19 protein-coding genes and 1 tRNA gene are annotated in these 23,614 nt (G+C 63.1%); 9 read left to right on the top strand and 11 right to left on the bottom strand.

All coding sequences use genetic code 11. The annotated features are described in order from the left end of the window. Positions 1-18: 18 nt before the first annotated feature. The 6 genes from rho to argS all read right to left on the bottom strand — a co-directional run bounded on the left by rho (position 19) and on the right by argS (position 8,963). Positions 19-2,208: a transcription termination factor Rho gene (rho, locus tag ABIB36_RS21360; protein WP_354563514.1), complete on the bottom strand. Its 2,190-nt coding sequence runs from the start codon at positions 2,206-2,208 to the stop codon at positions 19-21. 369 nt (positions 2,209-2,577) lie between these two features. Next, positions 2,578-3,510 carry a homoserine kinase gene (gene thrB / locus ABIB36_RS21365; RefSeq protein WP_354563496.1) on the bottom strand — a complete coding sequence of 311 codons (933 nt, stop codon included), beginning with the start codon at positions 3,508-3,510 and terminating at the stop codon, positions 2,578-2,580. Positions 3,511-3,527: 17 nt separating this feature from the next. Further along, positions 3,528-4,595, bottom strand: a complete 1,068-nt coding sequence (gene thrC / locus ABIB36_RS21370) for a threonine synthase (protein WP_084346439.1) — start codon at positions 4,593-4,595, stop codon at positions 3,528-3,530. Next, entirely contained in the window at positions 4,592-5,896 is a 1,305-nt protein-coding gene (locus ABIB36_RS21375; RefSeq protein ID WP_354563493.1) for a homoserine dehydrogenase, read from the bottom strand. Before ABIB36_RS21375 ends, thrC begins: the two co-directional genes overlap by 4 nt. Then, positions 5,893-7,314, bottom strand: coding sequence for a diaminopimelate decarboxylase (lysA, locus tag ABIB36_RS21380; protein ID WP_354563490.1), 1,422 nt, complete (start codon positions 7,312-7,314; stop codon positions 5,893-5,895). The genes ABIB36_RS21375 and lysA overlap by 4 nt, the downstream gene beginning before the upstream one ends. Next, the gene (argS, locus tag ABIB36_RS21385) at positions 7,311-8,963 is read right to left on the bottom strand and encodes an arginine--tRNA ligase (protein WP_354563488.1); all 1,653 of its coding nucleotides are present in this window, start codon (positions 8,961-8,963) and stop codon (positions 7,311-7,313) included. The genes lysA and argS overlap by 4 nt, the downstream gene beginning before the upstream one ends. A gap of 222 nt (positions 8,964-9,185) precedes the next feature. Between argS and ABIB36_RS21390 the strand changes: the two genes are divergently transcribed. Next, complete coding sequence (locus tag ABIB36_RS21390) at positions 9,186-10,109, top strand: thioredoxin-like domain-containing protein (RefSeq protein ID WP_354563486.1); 924 nt, start codon at positions 9,186-9,188, stop codon at positions 10,107-10,109. Beyond that, positions 10,106-10,801 carry a DUF305 domain-containing protein gene (locus tag ABIB36_RS21395; protein ID WP_354563484.1) on the top strand — a complete coding sequence of 232 codons (696 nt, stop codon included), beginning with the start codon at positions 10,106-10,108 and terminating at the stop codon, positions 10,799-10,801. Before ABIB36_RS21390 ends, ABIB36_RS21395 begins: the two co-directional genes overlap by 4 nt. Before the next feature lie 19 nt (positions 10,802-10,820). Here the strand turns inward: ABIB36_RS21395 and ABIB36_RS21400 are convergent, their stop codons facing one another. Beyond that, positions 10,821-13,211 carry a phosphoketolase family protein gene (locus tag ABIB36_RS21400; protein WP_354563481.1) on the bottom strand — a complete coding sequence of 797 codons (2,391 nt, stop codon included), beginning with the start codon at positions 13,209-13,211 and terminating at the stop codon, positions 10,821-10,823. 144 nt (positions 13,212-13,355) lie between these two features. On the opposite strand from ABIB36_RS21400, the gene ABIB36_RS21405 reads away from it, so the two are divergent. Both ABIB36_RS21405 and ABIB36_RS21410 read left to right on the top strand, forming a co-directional pair. After that, positions 13,356-13,428, top strand: a tRNA-Arg gene (locus ABIB36_RS21405). Between the two features lie 50 nt (positions 13,429-13,478). Further along, positions 13,479-14,327, top strand: coding sequence for a hypothetical protein (locus ABIB36_RS21410; protein WP_084346446.1), 849 nt, complete (start codon positions 13,479-13,481; stop codon positions 14,325-14,327). Here ABIB36_RS21410 and ABIB36_RS21415 read toward each other — a convergent pair. From ABIB36_RS21415 to ABIB36_RS21430, 4 genes are all read right to left on the bottom strand, one after another. Continuing rightward, on the bottom strand, positions 14,324-15,436 hold the full coding sequence (locus ABIB36_RS21415; RefSeq protein WP_373270527.1) for a 3'(2'),5'-bisphosphate nucleotidase CysQ: 1,113 nt from the start codon (positions 15,434-15,436) through the stop codon (positions 14,324-14,326). The genes ABIB36_RS21410 and ABIB36_RS21415 overlap by 4 nt on opposite strands. Next, a complete protein-coding gene (cysC, locus tag ABIB36_RS21420) occupies positions 15,430-17,271 on the bottom strand; it encodes an adenylyl-sulfate kinase (RefSeq protein ID WP_354563478.1) in 1,842 nt (613 codons plus the stop codon). The genes ABIB36_RS21415 and cysC overlap by 7 nt, the downstream gene beginning before the upstream one ends. Beyond that, positions 17,271-18,182 (bottom strand): sulfate adenylyltransferase subunit CysD, encoded by a 912-nt coding sequence (cysD, locus tag ABIB36_RS21425; protein ID WP_136171407.1) that lies wholly within the window; start codon positions 18,180-18,182, stop codon positions 17,271-17,273. The genes cysC and cysD overlap by 1 nt, the downstream gene beginning before the upstream one ends. Positions 18,183-18,275: 93 nt before the next feature. Then, positions 18,276-19,172: a helix-turn-helix domain-containing protein gene (locus ABIB36_RS21430; protein ID WP_084346450.1), complete on the bottom strand. Its 897-nt coding sequence runs from the start codon at positions 19,170-19,172 to the stop codon at positions 18,276-18,278. A 91-nt stretch (positions 19,173-19,263) separates the two neighbouring features. On the opposite strand from ABIB36_RS21430, the gene ABIB36_RS21435 reads away from it, so the two are divergent. The 5 genes from ABIB36_RS21435 (at position 19,264) to ABIB36_RS21455 (ending at position 23,613) form a co-directional block, all read left to right on the top strand. Beyond that, the gene (locus tag ABIB36_RS21435) at positions 19,264-20,424 is read left to right on the top strand and encodes a hypothetical protein (RefSeq protein WP_084346490.1); all 1,161 of its coding nucleotides are present in this window, start codon (positions 19,264-19,266) and stop codon (positions 20,422-20,424) included. After that, positions 20,421-21,203, top strand: coding sequence for an SDR family oxidoreductase (locus tag ABIB36_RS21440; protein ID WP_084346451.1), 783 nt, complete (start codon positions 20,421-20,423; stop codon positions 21,201-21,203). Before ABIB36_RS21435 ends, ABIB36_RS21440 begins: the two co-directional genes overlap by 4 nt. An 8-nt stretch (positions 21,204-21,211) precedes the next feature. Then, positions 21,212-22,357, top strand: coding sequence for a sulfotransferase family protein (locus ABIB36_RS21445; RefSeq protein ID WP_354563473.1), 1,146 nt, complete (start codon positions 21,212-21,214; stop codon positions 22,355-22,357). Between the two features lie 48 nt (positions 22,358-22,405). After that, complete coding sequence (locus ABIB36_RS21450) at positions 22,406-22,996, top strand: class I SAM-dependent methyltransferase (protein WP_354563470.1); 591 nt, start codon at positions 22,406-22,408, stop codon at positions 22,994-22,996. An 89-nt stretch (positions 22,997-23,085) separates the two neighbouring features. Further along, positions 23,086-23,613 (top strand): MarR family winged helix-turn-helix transcriptional regulator, encoded by a 528-nt coding sequence (locus ABIB36_RS21455; protein ID WP_354563468.1) that lies wholly within the window; start codon positions 23,086-23,088, stop codon positions 23,611-23,613. Position 23,614 lies beyond the last annotated feature (1 nt).

The raw sequence follows: 23,614 nt of genomic DNA on the forward strand, positions 1-23,614 counted from the left end.
CTGTCGGCTTGTTCCCTGCTAGTTGTCGTCGATTCCGCCGGGAGCGGTCTTGGACACCTGCATCAGGAATTCGAGGTTGCTCTTGCTCTTCTTCAGACGATCGACAAGCAGGTCGATTGCCTGATGCGAGTCCAGGCCGGACAGCACACGCCGCAGCTTGTGCAGCACTGCCGCCTCGTCAGGATTGAGCAGCAACTCGTCCTTACGCGTGCCGGACGGGTTGACGTCGACCGCCGGGAACACACGTCGCTCGGCGATCTTGCGATCGAGCTTGAGCTCCGCGTTGCCGGTGCCCTTGAACTCCTCGAAGATGACGGTGTCACCGGTGGAACCGGTTTCGACCATCGCCGTGGCGATGATCGTCAGCGATCCACCGTTCTCGATGTTTCGAGCCGCACCGAGGAAACGCTTGGGTGGATACAGCGCCGTCGAATCGACGCCGCCGGAGAGGATCCGGCCCGAGGCAGGCGAACTGTTGTTGTACGCGCGGCCGAGTCGAGTGATCGAGTCGAGGAGGACGACTACGTCCTGGCCTGCTTCTACCAATCGCTTCGCACGCTCGATCGCAAGTTCCGCCACCGCGGTGTGATCGCCCGGTGGGCGGTCGAAAGTCGAGGCGATGACCTCGCCTTTCACCGAACGCTGCATGTCGGTGACTTCCTCGGGACGCTCGTCCACCAGGACGACCATCAGGTAGCACTCGGGATTGTTGACCGAGATCGCGTTGGCGATCGCCTGCAGAACGCTGGTCTTACCGGCCTTCGGCGGACTCACGATCAACGCACGCTGACCCTTACCGATCGGCATCACCAAGTCGATGATTCGAGTGGTGAGAATGTTCGGCGTCGTTTCCAGGCGCAAACGCTGGTTGGGGTACAACGGGGTCAGCTTGCCGAACTCGGGGCGCTTACGTGCTGCCTCGACGTCGCCACCGTTGACCGTGTCCAGACGAACCAACGGATTGAACTTCTGCCGCTGACCGGACTGCTCGCCTTCGCGTGCAACGCGAACCGCGCCTGTCACGGCGTCACCACGACGAAGACCGTTCTTACGGACGAGGTTCATCGAGACATAGACGTCGTTGGGCCCGGCAAGATACCCGGAGGTACGAACGAACGCGTAGTTGTCGAGGACGTCGAGGATGCCGGCTACGGGTTGTAGGACATCGTCTTCACGAATCTCGGGCTCACGCTCGCGGCTTTCGCCACCCTCGCCACGATCGCGTCCACGACGACGTTCGCGGAACCGACGGCCTCTACGCCCCCGGCCGTCGCCCTCGTCGTCCTGGTTGTTGTTGTCCCGACTGTCGCGAGGACCGTTGTTGCCACCGTTGTTGCCACTGCTGTTGCTATTGCGGTCTTCGCCACGACCGTCGCTCTGGTTTCGACTTCGGTTGCGGTTGTTCTCGTTGCGACTGCCTTCGCCACGGTTGTTCTCGTTGCGATTGTCGTTGCGGTTGTTCTCACCACGGTTGTTGTCGGTGCGGCTGTTGCCGTCTTCGTCCGATGAATCGCCACGATTTCCACGCGAGTCACTGCCGCGGGATTCACTGCCACGGGTTTCACTGCCACGGGATTCACTGCCACGGGATTCACTACCACGGTCACCGCGTGAGTCGTTGCCGCGCTCTGAACGGGTCCTTCGTGGTCGCTCGTTGGACGAGGACTCCGACTGATCCGAACTGTTCGGGGTTGCGTTCACCGAGGACTGCTCGGTGTTGGCCTCGGGTGATTCAGCGGCGCCAGGCTGAGTGGCGGCGTTTGCCTGCGTAGCGGCGTTGGCCTGTGGCGTGGCGTCAGCCGGCGTAGCGGAATCGTCGAGCGGCAACTGGTCGGGCGCACCTGCGCGGCGACCTGCGGCTCTACGGCCTCGGGTACGGCGTGGGGCGTCGGTCGCGTCTTCGGCAGGAGCCTGTCCGGCCGACTGCGCAGCAGTCCGGTCAGGTGCATTCTCTGCACGCGCAGGGCTATCGACGACAGGCGTCGAGCTCACACCGACGGTGGCTGTACCTGGGCTCGACGGTGCCTTGTCTGCATCGGGCTCAGCGGCGCCGGACTTGGATGCGCCAGACTTGGAGCCGTCCGACTTTTGCGCACCGCTACCTGATTGACGCGCCGAAATGGCGGCGATCAGGTCGCCTTTGCGCATGCCGGAGACACTCTTGATTCCGAGTTCGCCAGCTAGGCTGCGTAGCTCGGTGAGCACCATTCCGGACAGCCCAGCTCCGCGGCGCGTCTTGTCAGGGGCGGAGATCAGTTCCGTATCGGTCACGGAGGTCCTTTCCTTCCCTCGCTCGCAGTGCGCAGCAGAGGGTTCGTTCCGGAGCACGAAGGTCGTATCGAACCCGGATATTTCCGTTCATGATCGACGCGATTCGGACAGACGACCGACCCGAGACCGCATGCAAACTACGGGAGGGGCCGAGCCAGGTACATCACGAAACTCGGACGTTGATTCCCCCGAATACTGTGACGTGATTGCCCTGGTGATAACCGGCGTCTGAAGCGCACGATGTACGGACTTTCCTCAGGATAGCCTCCGAGAGCGCAGTCGGCAACAACCGGTTACCAGCGAGTTTCAAGAAATGCAGACACCGTCTGCTACAGCGAGCTCGAGAACCCTTACACCTTCATCCTCGGCCAGCACTTTGAGGTCCTCGGGGAAGGGCACGGTGCACAGTGCCAGCACCGTCGGTCCAGCACCGGACAGCACCGCTGCGATACCCCTCGAGCGCAGCGTCTCTATCCACTTCGCGGACTCCGGTAGTGCGACCGACCGTTGCCCCTGATGCAGCAGATCTTCGGTGGCGGGCATCAGAAGATCCGGACGTTGGGTGAGCGCGACGACGGTCAGAGCTCCGCGGCTGACATTGAATGCAGCGTCGCGGTGCGGAACCAGTTCGGGCAAGAGCCCGCGAGTGTGCGACGTCGAGGACCGTTCGGCGGGAACCAACGCGACGACGTGGATGTCCGGATGAACCGCCAGCCGGACGGCCGAATACTTTCGTTGAGTGATGCTCGCGCTCGCCGGCTCGCTCCACGACACCACAGCACCGCCGAGGACGCTGGCAGATGCATTGTCAGGATGGCCCTCGAACTCCGACGCCAGCTGCACGAGCTGATCGAGGCTCAAAGTCAGGGCAGGATCGAGCTTGGCAGCGAGCCCGTTGGCCGCGGCCAAACCCCCGACGACGGCCGACGCCGAAGATCCCAATCCTCGCGAGTGCGGGATCACGTTGGTGCACACCACATCCAGACCATCTGCCCATACCCCGGCGGCTTCGAGTCCCCTCTCGATCGCTCGCACCACCAAATGGGTGGGACCCCAAGGCACGTCGTCCGCACCTTCACCTTGAACACGAATGCTCAGCCCGGACGCAGTCGTCGTCACCGAGATCTCGTCGTAGAGTCCCAGCGCGATTCCCAGGGTGTCGAAGCCGGGCCCGAGGTTCGCGCTGGACGCGGGAACCCGGGCCGTCACCGTCAAACCCTGCGGGAGTGTTGTCGTCATGGGCTGAGTCTTCGCCACTAGGCCAGCTCGAGGGCCGACGCGACAGCTACCGGATCGACCGGAATCGGCTCGACCACAGGCATTCCCGCCAGAGCAGTGTCGGGATCCTTCAGTCCGTTGCCGGTGACCGTGCAGACTACGGTCAGGCCACTGTCGAGCCAACCTTCCTTCCGCGCCGCAATCAGGCCGGCGATGCTCGCCGCGGACGCAGGCTCGACGAAGATGCCCTCGGTCTTGGCCACGAGACGGTACGCCTCGAGGATTTCCTCGTCGGTGGCGGCACGGAATGCACCGCCCGACTCCTCTTTGGCCGACACTGCACCGTTCCACGACGCCGGGGACCCGATACGAATTGCAGTTGCAATCGTTTCCGGCTCGGCAACGGGCGCGCCGTGTACGAGCGGTGCCGCACCTGCGGCCTGCACTCCGAGCATCCGCGGCTTGACCGTAGTAAGGCCGTCCCGAAAGTACTCCGAATAGCCGCGCCAATACGCAGTGATGTTGCCTGCGTTGCCTACCGGCAGCACATGGACGTCGGGAGCATTTCCCATTGCGTCACAGATCTCGAATGCCGCTGTCTTCTGGCCTTCGATACGAACGGGGTTCACCGAGTTGACGAGTCCGATCGTCGGGAACTCTGCGGTGGTCTTGCGTGCGAGTTCCAGGCAATCGTCGAAGTTGCCCTGCACCTGAATGATCTTCGCGCCGTGCATGACTGCCTGGGCAAGTTTGCCCATGGCGATCTTCCCCTGGGGGACGAGGACCGCGCAGCCCATGCCTGCCTTGGCCGCGTAGGCCGCCGCGGACGCCGAGGTGTTGCCGGTCGAGGCGCACAGAACAGCCTCCTGCCCGCGCGCAAGCGCGTCGGTGACTGCCATCGTCATACCGCGGTCCTTGAACGACCCGGTCGGGTTCAAGCCCTCGACCTTCAGATGGACCTCGCAACCGGTGAGCTCGGACAGTCGCTCTGCATGGATGAGCGGAGTTGCGCCCTCGAGCAGCGTCACGGTCTTCCAGTCGGGACCGATCGCGAGGCGAGAACGGTACGCCTCGATCAGGCCTGGCCAGGGGGTGTGGACGCTCATACGGTGGTGCCTTCCAATCGGAGAACGCTTGAAACGGAGGTGACGACGTCCATCTTTTCCAACGCCGACACGGTCTTGGACAACGCGGAATCCGACGCCAGATGAGTGACGACCACCAGGCAGGCGCCGTCGCCCGAACCCTGTTGACGCACGGTCGAGATGCTCACGTCGTGGTTGGCGAATTCAGCAGCGACGGTGGCCAGCACACCTGGGCGGTCGGCCACCTGCATGTTGACGTAGTACCTGGTGGTGATGTCGCCCATGGGAGCAATCTTCAGCTTTGCGTACTTGGATTCCAGCGGGCCACGGCCACCGTAGAACTTGTTTCGGGCGGCCATGACGAGGTCACCGAGAACGGCAGACGCAGTCGGAGCGCCGCCGGCACCTTGCCCGTAGAACATGAGACGTCCGGCAGCCTCGGCCTCGACGACGATGGCGTTGAACGCGCCGTTCACTGTGGCCAGCGGGTGGTCCAGCGGAACCAATGCCGGATACACACGCGCCGAGATTCGGTCCTGGCCATTGGGTGTGGTGATGCGCTCGCAGAGAGCGAGCAGCTTGATGGTGCAGTCGAGCGAGCGCGCCATCTCCAGGTCGGCCGAGGTGATCTTGCTGATGCCTTCACGGTAGACGTCGCCTGCCGTCACGCGAGTATGGAATGCGATCGACGCAAGGATGGCTGCTTTCGATGCCGCGTCGTAGCCTTCGACGTCGGCGGTGGGATCCGCCTCGGCGTAGCCCAATCGCCCTGCCTCGGCCAATGTCTCGGCGTAGTCCGCACCTGTCTCGTCCATCGCGGACAGGATGAAGTTGGTGGTGCCGTTGACGATTCCGGCCACTTTGTTGACACGGTCGCCTGCGAGGGACTGCATGAGCGGACGGACGACGGGAATGGCACCGGCGACCGCAGCCTCGAAGTACAGGTCGGCGCGCGACTTTTCGGCCGCGTCCGCCAACTCTCCGGTGTATTCCGCCAGCAGCGCCTTGTTGGCGGTCACCACCGACTTGCCCTTCTCCAGCGCGGCGAGGATCAGCTTGCGCGGTACCTCGATCCCACCGAGGACCTCGACCACGATGTCGACGTCGTCACGATCCACCAGCGCGGCCGGGTCATCGGTGAGCAACGCTGGGTCGACCCCGCGATCTCCGTCGACTCGACGTACGGCGATACCCCGGATCTCCAGGGGAACACCGACTCTCGCTTCGAAATCCGACGCGTTCTCGGTCAGTATGCGTACTACCTCGCTGCCGACGTTCCCGAGTCCGAGTACCGCGATGCCTATGGTCTTCTTCGATGTCATGGTTGCACCTCCAAGCTGAGCAGATCTTGCGATGTCTCCCGGCGCAGAACGAGGCGGGACTTTCCGTCTTTCACTGCCACCACGGCAGGTCGAGTAAGCAGGTTGTAGCGGCTCGACATCGAGTAGCAGTAAGCACCCGTCGCAGCTACCGCCAGCAGATCACCCGGACCGACATCACTCGGCATCCAAGTATTCTTGATCACCACATCGCCACTCTCGCAATGCTTTCCGACGACACGCGCCAGAACGCCCTCGGCCTCACTGTCTCGCGAGGCAAGCCGACAGTCGTACTCCGCCTGATACAGCGAGGTCCGGATGTTGTCACTCATTCCGCCGTCGACGCTGATGTAGCGCCTGCGCAACGCGGCATCGACGGTGACGTCCTTGATGGTTCCGACCTCATACAGAGTCACCGTGCCAGGACCTGCAATGGCGCGGCCAGGTTCGACATCGATCTTCGGAACAGGCAGACCGACCCGAGCGGATTCGGTCGCGACGATCGACTTCAACTTGGCGGCAAGCTCATCGATCGGTGGCGGATCGTCGCTCGGTATATAGGAAATACCCATGCCGCCGCCGAGGTCGATCGTCGAAATCTGTGACGTCTTGTCCACGCCGAATTCGGAGACCACCTCTGCCAGCATGCCGATCAGCTTGTGCGCAGCCAGTTCGAATCCGTCGACCTCGAAGATTTGCGACCCGATATGGCTGTGCAGTCCCACGAGCCGGAGGTTCCCTGCCGCGAACACTCGGCGGACGGCTTCGAGGGCAGAACCGTCGGCGAGCGAGAAGCCGAACTTCTGATCCTCGTGGGCAGTTGCAATGAATTCATGTGTATGTGCCTCGACTCCGACGGTCACGCGCACGAGGACGTCCTGTACGACGTCCATTCCACCGGCGATCGCGTCGAGCCGATCGATCTCGATCATCGAATCGAGGACCACGTGCTCGACACCGGCGGTGACGCCGGCAGTAAGTTCTGCGACGGACTTGTTGTTACCGTGCATGGCAATTCGGCCGGCCGGGAACCCCGCGGCAAGGGCGACACTCAGTTCGCCCCCGGAACACACGTCGAGCGAGAGCCCCTCGTCGGCGACCCAGCGCGCAATTTCCCCACACAGGAACGCTTTGGACGCGTAGTGAACGCGTGCGGGATCACCGAAAGCAACAGCCATTTCCCGTGCACGCGAACGGAAGTCGTCTTCGTCGATGACGAACAACGGTGTTCCGTACTCGGCTGCCAACTCAGTGACCGGCACTCCGGCCAGGGAGACAACGCCGTCGTCGGCGCGTTCGGCGTTGCGCGGATAGACATGCGCAGGAAGCATTGTCATGTCCGATGCAGTTGCCGGCTTTTCGGTCACGGTGTCCCCGATCGAGGTTGCGGCATGCTTCGGTCCTGCAGGATGTGCGCTCACATTCGCTCCGGTGCACTGACCCCGAGCAGCGCAAGGCCATTGGCCAGCACCTGCCTGGTTGCACTACCCAACGCCAAACGTGCGGTATTCACTGGGCCTGGCTCCTCGTCTCCTTGGGGAAGTACACGACATGCTCCATAGAAACGGTGGTAAGCGCCAGCCAATTCTTCCAGGTAGCGGGCGATGCGGTGCGGTTCACGCAAGTCTGCGGCACTGGCGACGACTCTCGGGTATTCGCCGATGGTCCTGATCAACTCGCCTTCCTGCTCGTGTGTGAGCAGGCTCAGATCCGGGTTTTCAGCGGTGACTCCCAGTTCGACGGCGCCGCGAGCGAGCGATGCGAGCCGGGCGTGCGCGTACTGGACGTAATAGACCGGGTTCTCGCTGCTCTCGCTGGCCCACAGTTCCAAGTCGATATCGATGCTCGAGTCGACGGAGGACCGGACCAGGGCGTACCGAGCCGCGTCGACGCCGATGGCATCGACGAGATCGTCCAACGTGATGACCGTGCCCGCGCGCTTGCTCATCTTGACGGCGACACCGTCACGCACCAGGTTGACCATTTGGCCGATCAGCACCTCGACGGTGTTCGGATCGTCACCGAAGGCAGCCGCAGCGGCCTTGAGTCGACCGATGTACCCGTGGTGATCGGCGCCGAGCATGTAGATGCACAGATCGAAGCCACGGCGGCGCTTGTCCTGGAAGTACGCGATGTCGCCGGCGATGTACGCGGCGTTGCCGTCACTCTTGATGACGACGCGATCTTTGTCGTCGCCGTAGTCGGTGCTCTTGAGCCACCATGCCCCATCGGCCTCGTACAGGCTGCCGGAATTCTTCAGGTACTCGACGCTGCGCTCGACGGCACCGGATTCGAACAGCGAGTTCTCGTGGAAGTAGACGTCGAAGTCGACGCCGAACTCGTGCAGGTTCTTCTTGATCTGTTCGAACATCAACTCGACGCCGATGGACCGAAATGTCTCGGCCGCGTCGTCCGGGGACAATGCGAGTGCTTGCGGGTTCTTGGCCAGTACCGCCGCTGCGATCTCACCTATATAGGCACCCGCGTATCCGTCTTCGGGTGCGGGTTCGCCTTTTGCCGCCGCGATGAGCGAGCGACTGAAGCGATCGATCTGCGCGCCGTGATCGTTGAAGTAGTACTCACGCACCACTTCGGCTCCCTGTGCCGAAAGAATCCGGCCGAGAGCGTCACCGACCGCGGCCCACCTGGTACCACCGAGGTGGATCGGACCCGTCGGGTTGGCGGAGACGAACTCGAGGTTGACCTTGACGTTGTCGAGCAACGTTCCGTTGCCGAACGCTGTGCCCTCTGCCAGAGCCTGCGCAACGATCGCGCCCTGAGCATCGGCGGCAAGCCGGATATTGAGGAACCCGGGCCCGGCGACCTCGGCGCTGGCGATCGCGGGCTCGGCGGCAAGTGCTTCGGCGAGCCACCCGGCGAAGTCACGCGGATTCGCGCCCGCCTTCTTGGCGACCTGAAGAGCAACATTGGTGGCGTAATCGCCGTGCTCAGGGTTCCGCGGACGCTCGACCGTCAGCGTTGGGGGCAGCACGGACACGTCGAGGCCGCGTTGGGCAAGCACCTTCGCGGCGGTCGCGCGTAGCAGTTCGGCAAGGTCGGCGGGAGTCACAGGTAACCATCTTATGGTCTGGAGCACGGCCGGTTCGCAGCCAGTACCTACACCAGACCCACTCGAGACCACCGTCACCGCTGCAGCTCCCTCGAAGGGTCCGCTCGGAGCGGAGAACGTACAGTGGTGGCGCTCTGCGATAACGGTCGCCATCTTGTCGCAGAGCCTGCCAGCTTTGTGTGCTCCGGCACACGCCCCACAACGGAAAGAGCGACGACAGCGATGCCCACGGGTGAAGAGAGCGGCGGTCAGGGCAAGAAGTCGGCCGCCAAAGCCAACAAGGCCATCAAAGGCGCAAAAAAGAAGAACAGAGGCATACCAGCCGTCAAAGGCGGATTGGCCAAGAGTGGACCGCAGGTTCCCTGGCTGACCATCGGTGCCGTGGTGGTCGTCGTCGGCCTGGTCGCAATCCTGGCCGTCAACCTCTTCCCCAAGTATCAGGACCAGGCCGAGGCGCAGAAGTTCGCGCCGAGCGAAAGCAACCAGGACCCTTCGTCGTCGATCGCCGATGTAGTGAAGATGGATTACCCCGCCGCGCTGCACGTCTCTCCCGAGCAACGCGTCGCGTACGACCAGCTGCCACCGTTCGGTGGTCCGCACGATGCGGTGTGGGCTACCTGCACCGGCGTCGTCTATCCGGAAGCCATCCGCACTGAAAACGCAGTGCACGGTCTCGAGCACGGTGCCGTCTGGGTCACATACAACCCCGACGAACTGAGCGAGGACGAAATCTCGAAGCTGGCCGACAAGGTCGACGGCGAGTCCTACATGATGATGTCGCCGTACCCAGGAATGGATACGCCGGTCTCTTTGCAGTCGTGGGGCCACCAGCTCAAGTTGGACAGTGTCGACGACGAGCGGATCGGCCAGTTCATCGCAGCGCTGCGTCTGAACCGTTACGCATACCCGGAGGTCGGCGCGAGCTGCGCGACCATTCCGGGTTCGTTCGATCCGGACAACCCACCGCCGTTCGATCCGTCGGCGCCCGGCGCTGAGGCTGTGCCCATGGATGGTGCAGGGATCACTCCGGACGCGAGTGAGATGTCGGGTGCCGGTGCTGGCACCGCGGGTCTACCGGCCGATCTGCAACTTCCGAGCGATCTGCAGTTGCCCCCCGAACTGCAGCAGCAGGCTCCGACACCATGACGTCGGTGGAGGAGCAGCCCCGGGCCGTACGGAGCCAGAAGACGGCGTTGCTGATTCTCGGCACCGTCGCCGCGATTGCGGTCGGTTTCGCACTCGGCTTCCTCGCGCGCACTACGTTTCTCGGCGGGGACGACTCGGTTCCTGCCGCAGACTCGGTCGATGTCGGTTTCGCGCAGGACATGTCGGTCCATCACAACCAAGCGATCGACATGTCCGCTGTCGCGTTGACCAACGCCGAGGATCAGCGCGTGAAGACTTTGGCGTTCGACATGCTGACTTCCCAGCAGAACCAGGTCGGTCAGATGCAGGGCTGGCTCGCGGTCTGGGATCGCTCTCCTGTGGGCCCGGACGGCTACATGGGCTGGATGTCCGGGGACGAGCACGGCCATTCGATGGCATCGATGACGCCGGCTGAATCAGGCTCGATGGCAGCCATGCCCGGTATGGCAACCAACGACGAGCTGGCCGCATTGCGGAAGGCAACCGGCCCTGCCGTCGACGTGATGTTCCTGCAGTTGATGCTGCGGCATCATGAGGGTGGGCTTGCGATGATGGAATACGCCGCAGATCACGCGGAGACGCCTGCGCTGGTTCGGCTCGCACAGTCGATGATCTCGACGCAGGAAGGTGAAGCCACGCTCATGAAGCAGATGCTCGCCGAGCGTGGCGCCGAACCACTTCCTTTCAATTAGGTCGAACCTTCGGCTCGCGTCAGCGCGCGGAATACGTCCAGTCGGTCACCTCGGGCATATCCTCGAGGTGCTCGACGATGTAGCTCGCATGCCGCACCAATTGCGCATTACAGAATTTCACGAGTTCACTGCCGTTTTCCGGTACTCGACGCGATCGCCGTAACGCCTCGAGCACGAGGTGATACCGACTCATCTTGTTGAGCACGACCATGTCGAACGGCGTTGTGGTGGTGCCCTGTTCGTTGAACCCGCGGACGTGGAAGCGACCCGCGCCGGTGCGGCCGTGCAGTAGTTCGTGGACTGCGCGTGGGTAGCCATGGAATGCGAACACGACGTCGGTGTCTGCGGTGAACAGACCCACGAACTTGTCCTCCGGGAAGCCGTGCGGATGCTCGTCCGGAGTCATCAACGCCATCAGATCGACGACGTTGACCATCCGAACCCGCAGGTACGGAACCCAATCGCGCAAGATCTCCGCCGCCGCAAGTACCTCCTGAGTGGGAACATCCCCCGCCGCGGCGAGGACGACGTCGGGCACGTTCGGAGCGCCGTCGGAGTCGGTCTCGGTCCCCGCCCACTCCCAGATCGACGCTCCCGCTGCGCAATGCGCGTTGGCCTGCTCGAGCGTCAGATACTGCAGGTGGGGCTGTTTGTCGACCACGATCAGATTGACGTGATCACGACTGCGCAGGCAGTGATCGGAGATCGACAGCAACGTGTTGGAGTCCGGCGGCAGCCAGATTCGAACGACCGCAGGTGAGAGCGGGATGACGGCGTCGATCATTCCTGGGCCCTGGTGCGAAAAGCCGTTGTGGTCATTTCGCCAGCACGTACTGGTCAGCAGGACGTTCAGTGACGCGACTGGTTCACGCCACGGCAGGTCGGCTGCATGTTGTAACCATTTCACGTGCTGGATCATCATCGACACGCTTACCATCGCGAACGCCTCGTAGCTGGCGAAGACGCCGTGCCCGCCTGCGAGAACGTATGCCTCCAACCATCCCTCGCACAGGTGTTCACTGAGCACCTCCATGACACGACCGTCCGCCGAAAGATGGTCGTCCCACTCCTCGGTCGGCAGCTGCCAGCATCGATCGGTTTCCTCGAACACCGCGGCCAGTCGATTGCTCGACGTCTCGTCCGGGCAGAACAGCCGGAAGTTGCCACCGCCGTCGGGGCGTTTGTTGTCGGCGTAGATGTCGCGCATGAGTTCGCCGAGGACCCGGGTCGTCTCGTGGAAGCCCCCTCCAGGTAATTCGATCGCGATCTCGTACTTCTCGAGCGGCGGAATCCGAAGAGGCTGAAGGAGTCTGCCACCGTTGGCGTACGGCGTCGATCCCATTCTCTTGTCCCCCGACGGTGCCAATGCAGCAAGTTCGGGAACGAGAGCGCCGTCGGCGTCGAACAGCGCCTCCGGCTCGTACGAGCGCATCCAGGATTCGAGCTGCGCAAGATGTGCGGGGTTGCTCCGCACTCCGGACAGCGGCACCTGGTGGGCCCGGAAGGTCCCCTCTACCAGGACCCCTTCGACGGTGTGCGGCCCTGTCCACCCCTTCGGGGTGCGCACGATGATGGCCGGCCATCGCACCTGGGCGGGGGCACTGCCTGATCGTGCTGCATCTTGAATGTCACGAATTTTGCTGTGCGAGTTTCGTATTGCTTCTTCGAGGGCTGGAAAAACGAGTCGAGGATCATCACCGGAAACGACGACCGGGTCCCAACCCTGCCCGTGCAGGAAGTCGACGATGTCCTCGTCTTTGCTGCGTCCGAATACCGTGGGCCCTGCAATTTTCGCTCCGTTGAGATTCAGAATCGGCAGCACGGCACCGTCGCGGCGCGGGTTGAGAAACGCCGGCAACTTCCACGAGCCTGCGAGAGGGCCGGTTTCGGCCTCACCGTCGCCGATCACACACGCCACCGTCAGATCCGGCCGGTCGAACGCTGCACCACCGGCATGTACGAGCGCATACCCGAGCTCGCCGCCCTCGTGGATGCTGCCCGGCGTCTGCACACTCACATGACTGGGAATGCCACCGGGCGAGGAGAACTGACGACACAGACGGTGTACACCCTCGGTGTCCCGCGAGATATGCGGATAGATCTCCGAGTACGTTCCCTCGAGATAGGTCGACGCGACGAGTGCCGGCCCGCCGTGGCCGGGGCCCGTCACGTACAGCCAGTCCGCGCCGGTGTTCTTGATGTTTCGGTTGAGCAAGGTGTAGATCATCGACAGGCACGGGCTGGTCCCCCAGTGCCCCAGCAAACGCGGCTTGATGTGCGCCGCGGTGAGGGGCTCACGCAGCAACGTGTTGTCCTTCAGGTAGATCTGGGCCACGGTCAGGTAGTTGGCAGCTGCCCACCACCTCAGATCGAGGTCCAGATCTTCGCTCGAATAGTTGTGATCGGTCACGTGTGTCCTTTCCTCTACGTAGATGCCCCCCGACTGTCCTCCTTCTAGGTCAACATGAGGGTGATTTCAGGTGACGGATGGGATGCGCTAGTCTTGGACCCGCCCACAGGCACGCCGGAATTTCAGTACGCACAACTCCGGCGCGCCCCCGTAGCTCAGGGGATAGAGCGTTCGCCTCCGGAGCGAAAGGTCGCAGGTTCGAATCCTGCCGGGGGCACACCTGCGTCACACGCTTTCCTAATGCCACCCTTGATGCAAACATGGGTCGTGGCCGATACCGAACTCGACAACACCGCATCCGAACTGTGTGCCGTCGATCCACAAGGCTTCGTCGCCGCGCGCACAGCCGCGGTTGCAGCGGCCAAGGAATCCGGCAACCGAAAACTCGCGGCCGCGATCGGCAAGCTCCGTAAACCCACGACTGTCGCATGGATGGTCAACCTCCTGGTACGCGAAGAACCCGAGGACATCGCAGAGCTGTTCGATATCGGCAACAGCCTGCGCGAGGCGCAGCGAAGATCATTGGCCGACGAACTCAAGGAACTCTCCGCCGCGCGCGCACAGTCGATTCGCGCGCTGACGCGTCGGGCCGTGGAGATTGCTCGCGAACACGGCCACCCGAGCACAGAGAATGCGGCACGAGAAGTCGGACAGACGCTGGGTGCCGCGCTCGCGGACCCCGAGATCGGCGCGCGGGTGCAGGCAGGCCGCGTCGTGACTGCGGAGTCCTACAGCGGTTTCGGGCCCGCAGTGCTCACCTTGGCGCCCGAGCCCGAGAACACCGCCGAGGAACCACCGGAGGAACCGAAAGCCGACACGCGCCTCGAGGAAGCCCGCGAACAGCTCACCGACGCCCAAGAGGACGAAGAGTCCGCCCGCGAGGCCGTCGACTCTGCAGACTCTGCGGCCGAAGCCGCTTCCACGGACCTTTCCGAGATCAAGGAGCGATTGGCCCGCCTACGTGCCGAACTCCACGACGCCGAGGTCGAGGAGGCTTCGGCCCGCACGACCGAGAAGTCGGCGGATCGCCAAGCGCGACGCCTGCGACGAGTTCTCACCGATGCCGAGGCCAGAACAGCCGAGTTGCGTAGCGCGGTGGAGGGCCTCGGCCGCTAACCTACCGGTTCGATGATCGCCGTGATGGCCACGATATCGCCTGCCGGAATGTCGAAATGCTCGGTCACTGCCACCGACATACCGCCGTCGAACTCGAGAGAGAAACGTGCCACGACGCTGTTGCCCCATTCGCGGATCGCTACCTCTCCGATGCCGCTGATCGGCGTGTACTGGGCGCCGTTCTCGAGTTCGTGCCTGATGAATGCTCCGGTGTCACCGGTTTGCTGTCCGTTCTCCACACGTCGACACCCGTCGGCGAGACGGACCTTGGTGGCATCGTGACTGAGCAGAGCCTTGATGTATTCACGTGCCATCGCGACGCGACCGGAATCCACCTCACGCGTGGCGTAGGTGGCAATTCCAGCCAGGAGTGGTTGCGCGAGCTCCGGCCTGCAGATCAGCAAGTCCGGCAGATAGGGATGGGACTGGTTGTACCGCAACGGTGTTCCGTCGATGCGCGAGCAATGCAAACCCGCGGCGAGTGCGACGCCGACGGGCGCTGCCGAGTCCCACTCCCACTGGCCACCGGAATGCACGTAGGCGTCGACCTCCCCGCGCACGACTGCCATGGCTTTGGCACCTGCCGAACCCATGGTCACGACGTCGGCATCGACCGCGCGCGCGAGATCGTTCATGTAGTAGGGCGGCCGAGAGTCGCTGACCACAAGCGTGGGCCTACCGGACTGCGGCGGCGGGCCGGTGACGTCGGCCGTCGAGTAGACGACGCCCAGCGCAGGCTGGGCGACTGCCGACGCCGTCATCCCCTTGTCTTTTTCCCACAGGCCCACGTGCACTGCCCAGTCGGTTCGCCCGTCGATGCCGTATTCGCGGGAACCGTCGAGGGGGTCGATGATCCAGACACGGGCCGCATCCAGCCTGCGGAGATCATCGGCCGACTCTTCGGAAAGCACTGCGTCGCCGGGGCGTTCACCTGCCAATCGGCCCAGGATCAGGGCATCGGCTTCGGTGTCGCCGAGCCTGCCGAGCTCCCGTCCCTGAGTCGTTCGTCCTTCGCGTTCGCGGATGTCGAGCAGCAATCGGCCTGCGGACTGGGCGAGGTCGGCGGCGAATCGGGCATCGTCTTCGGCCGAATGTAGGGCGCTCACGATCCCAACAATTCCACAATCCGAGCGGCCTGTGTTGCCGGATCACCGTCGGAGGCCGCCAACACCAATTCGGGGTGCTCGGGAGCTTCGTAAGGGTCGTCCACCCCGGTGAAACCGGTGATCTCACCAGCGATAGCTTTGGCGTACATACCTTTCGGGTCGCGCGCTGCGCAGACGTCGAACGGAGTGTCGACGAACACCTCGAAGAAGGGCAGTCCGGCCTTCTCGTGCACCTTCCGCACCTCGTCGCGGTCTTCGCGGTACGGGCTGATGAGACAGGCGATCGCGACCACTCCGGCGTCGGCAATCAGTTGGGCGACGGCCCCCACCCTCCGTACGTTCTCGGTGCGGTCGGCTGCATCGAACCCGAGATCGGAATTGAGCCCGTGACGCAGGTTGTCTCCGTCCAACCGATATGCCGGTCGCCCCGACGCCACCAGCAGACGTTCCAGTTCCGCTGCCACAGTCGACTTTCCCGAAGCCGACAAGCCGGTCAACCAGATCGTGGCGCCGAGCGTTGCACGTTCCTCGCGGGCGACACGGGACGAATGCCAGACGACTTTCGCTGCCGACAACGTGGGGCCGGTGATCATCCCGGCGGCGACGGTGGCTCCGGACGACTCGTCGACGAGCAGGAAGCTGCCGGTGACTCGGTTGCGTCGGTACGGATCGAACAGGATCGGATTGTGGGTGCGGATCTGCACTCGGCCGATGTCGTTGATACTCAACGATTGTGCAGCTTCGTCACGATGCAGAGTATTGACGTCGAGCCGGTAGTCCAGTTTTTCCACCCGCGCTGGTGTCGACGCCGTGGTGTGCATCAGCACGTACCGGTCGTCACTGCGCAACTGTGCGCCCTCTGCGAGCCAACAGACCATGGCATCGAGCTCTGTTCCGACGAGCGGACGATTGTTGGGACGGCACAGCATGTCCCCGCGCCCGACGTCGACCTTGTCCTCGAGTTCGATACATACCGCCGACGGCGCGAACCCCTCGTCGAGCGGCATTCCACCCGGTCCCCACACCGCTGCGATTCTGGTGACGAATCCGGAGGGGAGCGCTACGACTTCGTCCCCGGGTTTGAACACTCCGCTGGCGACGGTGCCTGCGTACCCCCGGAAGTCGGCATGCTCACCGGAGCTGTGTTTCGGCCGTACTACATATTGGACCGGGAATCGGGCGTCGATGAGGTTGCGGTCGGAAGCAACGTGGACGTCCTCGAGGTGGTGCAGAAGCGAGCTCCCCTCGTACCAGGGCATCTGCGCGGTGCGATGAACGACGTTGTCTCCGTCGATGGCCGACATCGGTACGAACGTGAGGTCGGGTACTTCGAGTTTCATCGCGAATTCGCGGAACTCCGCTTTGATCTCTTCGTACCGAGCGCACGAATAGTCGACGAGGTCCATCTTGTTGATGCACAACACGAGATGTCGGATACCGAGCAACGACGAGAGAAACGCATGTCGCTTCGTCTGTTCGAGGATCCCGTGACGCGCATCGACGAGTATCAGCGCAAGATCGGCGGTCGAAGCGCCGGTGACCATGTTTCTGGTGTACTGCTGGTGCCCCGGCGTATCGGCAATGATGAATTTTCTTCTCGGCGTGGAGAAGTAGCGATACGCGACGTCGATCGTGATGCCCTGTTCCCGCTCGGCGCGCAGTCCGTCGGTGAGCAGTGCGAGATCGACGGTGTCGCCGCCACGTTCACGACTGGTCTTCTCCACGGCCTCCAACTGATCCTCGAAGATCGCCTTCGAGTCGTAGAGGAGCCGACCGATGAGTGTCGATTTGCCGTCGTCGACGCTTCCCGCAGTAGCCACTCGAAGCAGTTGCGACATCAGAAGTACCCTTCCTTCTTGCGGTCTTCCATTCCGGCCTCCGATATGCGGTCGTCGGCCCGCGTCGCGCCACGCTCGGTCATTCTGCTGGCGGCTACTTCCAGTACGACGTCGTGCGCATCGGCGGCCGAGGACTGCACACACCCGGTGCAGGTCGCGTCGCCGACGGTACGAAAGCGGACCGTCTCCTCGAAGGGTTCTTCCCCTGGCAGCACCGGTACGAATCTCGAGACTGCCAGGAGCATTCCGGCTCGTGGCACGACCGTGCGATTGTGCGCGTAATAGATGTGTGGGAGTTCGATCTGCTCTGCCTCGATGTATTGCCAGATATCGAGTTCGGTCCAGTTCGACAGCGGAAACACCCGAAAGTGCTCGCCTCGCCGGTGACGGCCGTTGTACAACTGCCACAGTTCCGGGCGCTGGCGACGCGGATCCCACTGGCCGTGTTCGTCGCGAAAGCTGAAGACACGCTCTTTCGCACGCGCCTTCTCCTCGTCCCGACGGGCACCACCGAACACGGCGTCGAACGAGTTCTCGGCGATCGCGCGTAGCAGTGTCGCGGTCTGGAGTCGGTTACGACTGGCCCCCGGCCCGCTCTCCTCGATCGAGCGTCCCGAGTCGATGTCGTCCTGCACGCTGGCCACGGTCAGGTTGACGCCGAAATGCTCGACCGCACGGTCGCGGAAGGACAGGACCTCGTCGAAATTGTGGCCGGTGTCGATGTGCATGACGGCGAACGGGAGCCGGGCGGGCCAGAAGGCTTTGGCTGCCACATGAAGCATCACCACCGAGTCCTTGCCGCCGGAGAACAGCAGCACCGGACGTTCGGCGGTAGCGGCGACTTCACGGAAGATATGGACGGCTTCCGCTTCGAGCGCAGCAAGGTGCGTGAGTTCGTACGAGGTCGACATCGGTGAAGCCCTCCGATCACAACGCATCGGTCCATATTTGGACCGGTGCGGTTCAAATCCGTGATCGAAGAATAGAACGTGTTTCAGTATTGGTCAACGGGTCGGCGCAAGACCGCCTACTTCTGCCGTGATCGCACCGGCAGCCGCAGCGAGCGCTTGCCCACGCTCGGCAATGTCCTCGCCCGAGATCGACGCTCCGACATGCAGAGTCAGCACCAACGACTGATGACCCTGCGCGTCGTATGTCGGGGCCGCGATGACGCTGACCTCGTGCGTAGCTTCGGCACCAGCCTCCTCCGCGCCCAGGTACACCCGCTCACCCAGGCCGGACACCATCTCACCGAGGAGTTCGCGGACCTCCCCCGGAAGATCGTGTGCGGCAACACCCGCCATGACGGTATGCAACCTCTGCCCCACAGCCGTCAACGTCTCGACGAGATACCCGGTTCTGCGGCACTCGTCGACCACGCGGCGAAGATGAGCGACGTCCATCCGCACCGGCAGTGTCGGTTCACGACCCAGCCACGAATCGAGTCGCTCGTCGGTATCCCACAGCACGTACATGAGCCCTACCGGCGGCGCGAACGGATAGACCTGCCCCACCTTCACGGCAGCCTGCCGCCCGTCGGGGCAGGTCAACTCGAGGATGGTGATGCGATCGCCGACCACGCCCGAAGCCGTGCACGTCGTGTCGTATCGCGCACTGAGAGCTTCGAGGTGCGTGCGCGCGAGCGGGCCGACCGCGAACCCCTGCTGCGCCGCACGCCCGGCGGCGATCAGCGCGGGACCGAGGCCGTAGGTGACCGAAACAGGGTCGCGGACCAGGTATCCAGCGCCGACCAGTGAGGTCAGGATGCCCAGACAGGTGGGCTTGCTCAGACCGAGTTCACGTGCCAGCGCCGAGAGTCCGAAACGTCGGTCACTCCTGGCAACCATGAAGTCCAGCACCGCGACGACGCGGTCGGTGGGGGGCGAGTTGCGACTGGTCATTGACCCCTCCTAGAACACGTTCTATTGTCGATACAGAACCCGTTCTACCACATCGGTACATATTTGTACCACTAGGCACGAGGAGATGGGTGTGCTCACCGATTCACTCGCAGAAGCAATCACAGCGGCCGAGAAGATCATCGAAGACGCTCCGCACATACGAACAGAACAGGACCTGCTCGAGGGATACGACTACCTCGCCGGCAGCATCCGCGCATCCATACAGATGGCCTGGGCGTACGACAAGGACTTCCCGTTCTTCGCCAGCTCGACCGGCCCGTACACGAAGATGGGCCTCGACAACCCGGACACGCTCTACTTTCACGCCAACATTCGTGACGATGCGGAATACATCGTACGCGGAACACGGGGCACCACAACCGATCTCAGCTTTCAGATACTCAAGGGTGACTACTCCCCCGTCGATGTGCCGGACAGCTTGACCGCCTTCGACGATCGCTCGATCGACATCGCCGACGACGGCACATTCGAAGTGCACTTCGGTCGTCCTTCCGACCTGCCCAACCACTTCACCCTCGGCGAGGGTTCCTCGATGCTGGTTGTCCGCGAGGTCTACAACGACTGGTCCGCAGCGAGGGGCACGCTCACCATCCATCGGGCAGGCACATCAGGGGAATCCCCCGCGCCGCCCACGAAAGAATCTGTGGCGAAACGTTATGCCACCGCAGGCAAGATGCTCCTCGGCCGCATCCACACCTTTTTGCAGTTCCCACAGTGGTTCTACCTCAATCTCGACGTCAACACCCTCACCGAACCGCGGCTCACGCCAGGAGGATTGAGCACCCAGTATTCTTCGGCCGGTCACTACGAACTGCGCGAGGACCAGGCCATGATCATCACGGTGCCCGTGTCCGACGCACCGTATCAAGGGTTCCAGCTGGGCAGCATGTGGTACATCTCCCTCGACTACATCAACCACCAAACTTCGTTGACTGCAGAGCAGGCGCAGACCGATCCGGACGGCTACATCCGGCTGGTGGTCAGCGAACGAAACCCGCAGGTGACCAACTGGATCGAAACGACAGGTCATGCCCGCGGTTACGCGCAGTTCCGATGGCAACGAGTCGCCCGAGAGATGACCGCGGCAGACGGACCCACCGTAGAAGTAGTCGACTTCGACGACATTTCCTCGCATCTACCGCACTACGACGCGAACAAGATTTCACCGGCGGACTTCGCCCTGCGCATCGCAGCCCGTCGCGACGCTGTCGGACGAAGGATGCTCGGATGACAGGACAACTCGACGGCAAAGTTGTCGTCGTCTCCGGCGTCGGACCATCCCTCGGCCGGTCCATCGCACTACGCAGCGCCGCCGCGGGCGCCGATCTGGTGCTGGCCGCACGCACCGAAAGCTACCTTCTCGAAGTCGGCAAAGAAGTTGCCGAACTCGGCCGAACAGCGGTCACCGTCACGACCGACATCACCGACGAAGCTTCTTCCCAAGCGCTGGTCACCCGTGCAGTCGAGGAGTTCGGCCACGTCGACGTACTTGTCAACAATGCCTTCGCGATACCGTCGATGAAAGACCTCGCCCACACCGACCCTGCCGTCATCCGGCAGGGATTGGAACTGTCACTGTTCGGAACGCTGCGCCTCTCGCAGTTGTTCACCCCGGCGTTGGCGGAGTCCACCGGTTCGATCGTCATGATCAACTCGGCCGTCATCAGGCACTCGCAGCCCAAGTACGGCGGCTACAAGATCGCCAAAGCTGCATTGCTCGCCATGTCGCAAACCCTCGCCAGCGAGCTGGGCCCGCAGGGAATTCGGGTCAACACTGTTGCGCCCGGATACATCTGGGGCGAGTCACTGAAAGGCTACTTCGACCACATGGCGAAGAAGTACGGCATCACCAGCGAACAGATCTACGAGCAAACTGCCGCGACGATGGACTTGCGACGGCTGCCCGAACCCGACGAGATCGCCGACGCCGTCGTATTCCTCGCTTCCCCGTCGGCTCGCGCGATCACCGGCCAATGTCTCGACGTCAACTGCGGCGAATACCACCACTAGGAGCGCACATGACCAGCACGGAACGCACCGACGTCGGTACCGTCGAGGATCTACACAGATCGGCCACCAAGTTCACCGGCCTCGACGATTTCGGTTCCGACGACTATGTCGAAGCTCTCGGTGTCCTGCTCGACTCGTACAACCGTGATGCCCAACTTTCCGCACTCGGATCGAAGATGAGCCGGTACTTCCTGCGCGGCGCGCTGGTCGCGCGTTCACTCAGTGAGCTCGCGTGGAAGCAGAATCCGACACACGCCGACGTCACGATCGAGCGGCCGATCTTCGTGACCGGCCTTCCTCGCACCGGCACGACGGCGCTGCATCGGCTGCTCACCGCCGACCCGTCGCACCAGGGTTTGGAGATGTGGCTGACCGAGATGCCGCAACCTCGGCCGCCGCGTGAGACCTGGGAAACCAATCCTCTGTTCGCGCAGATCGAGAAAGGGTTTGCGCAACACCACGTCGAACACCCCGAGTTCATGGGGGTGCACTACATGTCCGCCGCCGAAGTCGAGGAATGCTGGCAGCTACTGCGACAATCGGGGCAGTCCATAGCCTACGAATGCCTTGCTTACCTACCGACCTATTCGGCGTGGCTGGCCGAACAGAGCTGGCTCTCGACCTACCAGCGACACCGGAAGAACCTCCAGCTCATCGGAATGAACGACACCGATCGCCGTTGGGTTCTGAAGAATCCGAGCCACCTGTTCGCACTCGACGAGTTGCTACAGGTCTACCCGGACGCGCTGGTCATCCAGTGCCACCGCGAACCCCGCACGATCATGCCGTCGATGTGCAGCCTCGCCGAACACGCCACCGAAGGCTGGTCGGACCTGTTCCGCGGCAACGTCATCGGGCGCACCCAGGTCGATCTGTGGGAGCGTGGGCTCAACAGTTTCTCCGCCGCACGGTCCGGTGCGAACTCGGCGCAGTTCTACGACGTCGACTACCACGACTTCGTCGCCGACCCCCTCCGCACAGTCGAGCAGGTGTACCAGAACTTCGGACTCGATCTCACCGAGAATGCACGCTCCGCCATGGACGCCATGCACACCGAAAGCAGAAGTGGGCAACGGCGGCCCGCTCACAAGTACACGCTCGAAGACTTCGGCCTCGACGGCGAAGACATCGACCGCCGGTTCGGGACGAGATAACTCCGCAGGTCGGTGATGCACGACCCCGGTGAACGCTAGGGTGGCGGGATGGCTCCGACACGCTGGCAGATCGACAACACCGAGGACCAGTCCAGAGAGTATGTCGAACGTTTCGCGCGACTTCGAGCGCGAGGCGTCGACCTACACGGCGAGGCGCGGATGGTCGACGCACTCCTGGCGCCGGGCAGTTCGGTCCTCGACGCAGGTTGTGGCACAGCCCGTCTCGGCGCCGAACTCGCCCGGCGCGGACATCGAGTCACCGCAGTGGATCTCGATCCGGTCTTCGTCGAAGCCGCACGAGAGCACACCGACCTGACAGTTCATCAGGCCGATCTGACCGAACTCGACCTCGGTGAGACATTCGATGCCGTCGTGGTCGCCGGCAACGTGATGGTCTTCATGACACCGGGCACCGAACGATCAGCTCTCGAGCGGATGGCGGCGCACCTGAAGCCCGGAGGAGTCTTCGTCGCCGGATTCGCCACCGACAGGGAGTACACCGTGGAGAAGTTCGACGCCGACCTGAAGTCGGCCGGCTTACTTCACGAGCACCGCTTCTCGACGTGGGATCTGCGACCGTGGCACGAGGGTGCGGACTGGGCTGTGACCGTAGCCAGAGCTCCTCAACTGCTTGCCTGACCTTTCGGGTCGAGGACACGATTGCAGCAGGCATCGTTCTACTGGGCAGAGACGGGCATCCTCCCCGCGTCCCATGGGAGGATGGAGGAATGCCAGCGCCACTTCCACTCGATCCCATAGCAGAGGCCCACCGTCAGTGGACCGCACATGGATGGGGTGACGTCGCCGACGGAATGGCCGCTGTCACTTCGTTGATGCGGGCTCAGCAGATCATGCTCGCGCGAGTAGAAGAGACGCTCAAGCCCACTGGATTGACGTTCTCCCGCTACGAACTTCTCACCCTGCTGACGTTCACCAAGAACGGTGCACTGCCGATGGCGAAGGCCAGTGCGCGACTGCAGGTACACCCCACTAGCGTCACCAACGCCGTCGACCGCCTCGAAGCGGCGGGCTACGTGCGCCGAATGCCTCACCCGAGTGATCGTCGAACTACGTTGGTGGAGATCACCGAAGCGGGTCGCACACTGGCCGTCGACGCCACCGAAAAACTCAACGAACAGGTATTCAGCAAGCCTGGTTTGCCGAAGGAACGCCTGACGTCGCTGGTGCGTATTCTTGCCGAACTGAGGCGCACAGCAGGTGACTTCGAGGACATCGGGTCCTCACCGGCCTGGTGAA

Source organism: Rhodococcus sp. UYP9 (assembly GCF_040547235.1).
Classification (GTDB): domain Bacteria; phylum Actinomycetota; class Actinomycetes; order Mycobacteriales; family Mycobacteriaceae; genus Rhodococcoides.

Coding starts and splice junctions, on each gene's coding strand:
- rho (WP_354563514.1), bottom strand. CDS start 2,208: ATGGTGCTCACCGAGCTACGCAGCCTAGCTGGCGAACTCGGAATCAAG.
- thrB (WP_354563496.1), bottom strand. CDS start 3,510: ATGACGACAACACTCCCGCAGGGTTTGACGGTGACGGCCCGGGTTCCC.
- thrC (WP_084346439.1), bottom strand. CDS start 4,595: ATGAGCGTCCACACCCCCTGGCCAGGCCTGATCGAGGCGTACCGTTCT.
- ABIB36_RS21375 (WP_354563493.1), bottom strand. CDS start 5,896: ATGACATCGAAGAAGACCATAGGCATCGCGGTACTCGGACTCGGGAAC.
- ABIB36_RS21390 (WP_354563486.1), top strand. CDS start 9,186: ATGCCCACGGGTGAAGAGAGCGGCGGTCAGGGCAAGAAGTCGGCCGCC.
- ABIB36_RS21395 (WP_354563484.1), top strand. CDS start 10,106: ATGACGTCGGTGGAGGAGCAGCCCCGGGCCGTACGGAGCCAGAAGACG.
- cysC (WP_354563478.1), bottom strand. CDS start 17,271: ATGTCGCAACTGCTTCGAGTGGCTACTGCGGGAAGCGTCGACGACGGC.
- cysD (WP_136171407.1), bottom strand. CDS start 18,182: ATGTCGACCTCGTACGAACTCACGCACCTTGCTGCGCTCGAAGCGGAA.
- ABIB36_RS21430 (WP_084346450.1), bottom strand. CDS start 19,172: ATGACCAGTCGCAACTCGCCCCCCACCGACCGCGTCGTCGCGGTGCTG.
- ABIB36_RS21440 (WP_084346451.1), top strand. CDS start 20,421: ATGACAGGACAACTCGACGGCAAAGTTGTCGTCGTCTCCGGCGTCGGA.
- ABIB36_RS21445 (WP_354563473.1), top strand. CDS start 21,212: ATGACCAGCACGGAACGCACCGACGTCGGTACCGTCGAGGATCTACAC.
- ABIB36_RS21450 (WP_354563470.1), top strand. CDS start 22,406: ATGGCTCCGACACGCTGGCAGATCGACAACACCGAGGACCAGTCCAGA.
- ABIB36_RS21455 (WP_354563468.1), top strand. CDS start 23,086: ATGCCAGCGCCACTTCCACTCGATCCCATAGCAGAGGCCCACCGTCAG.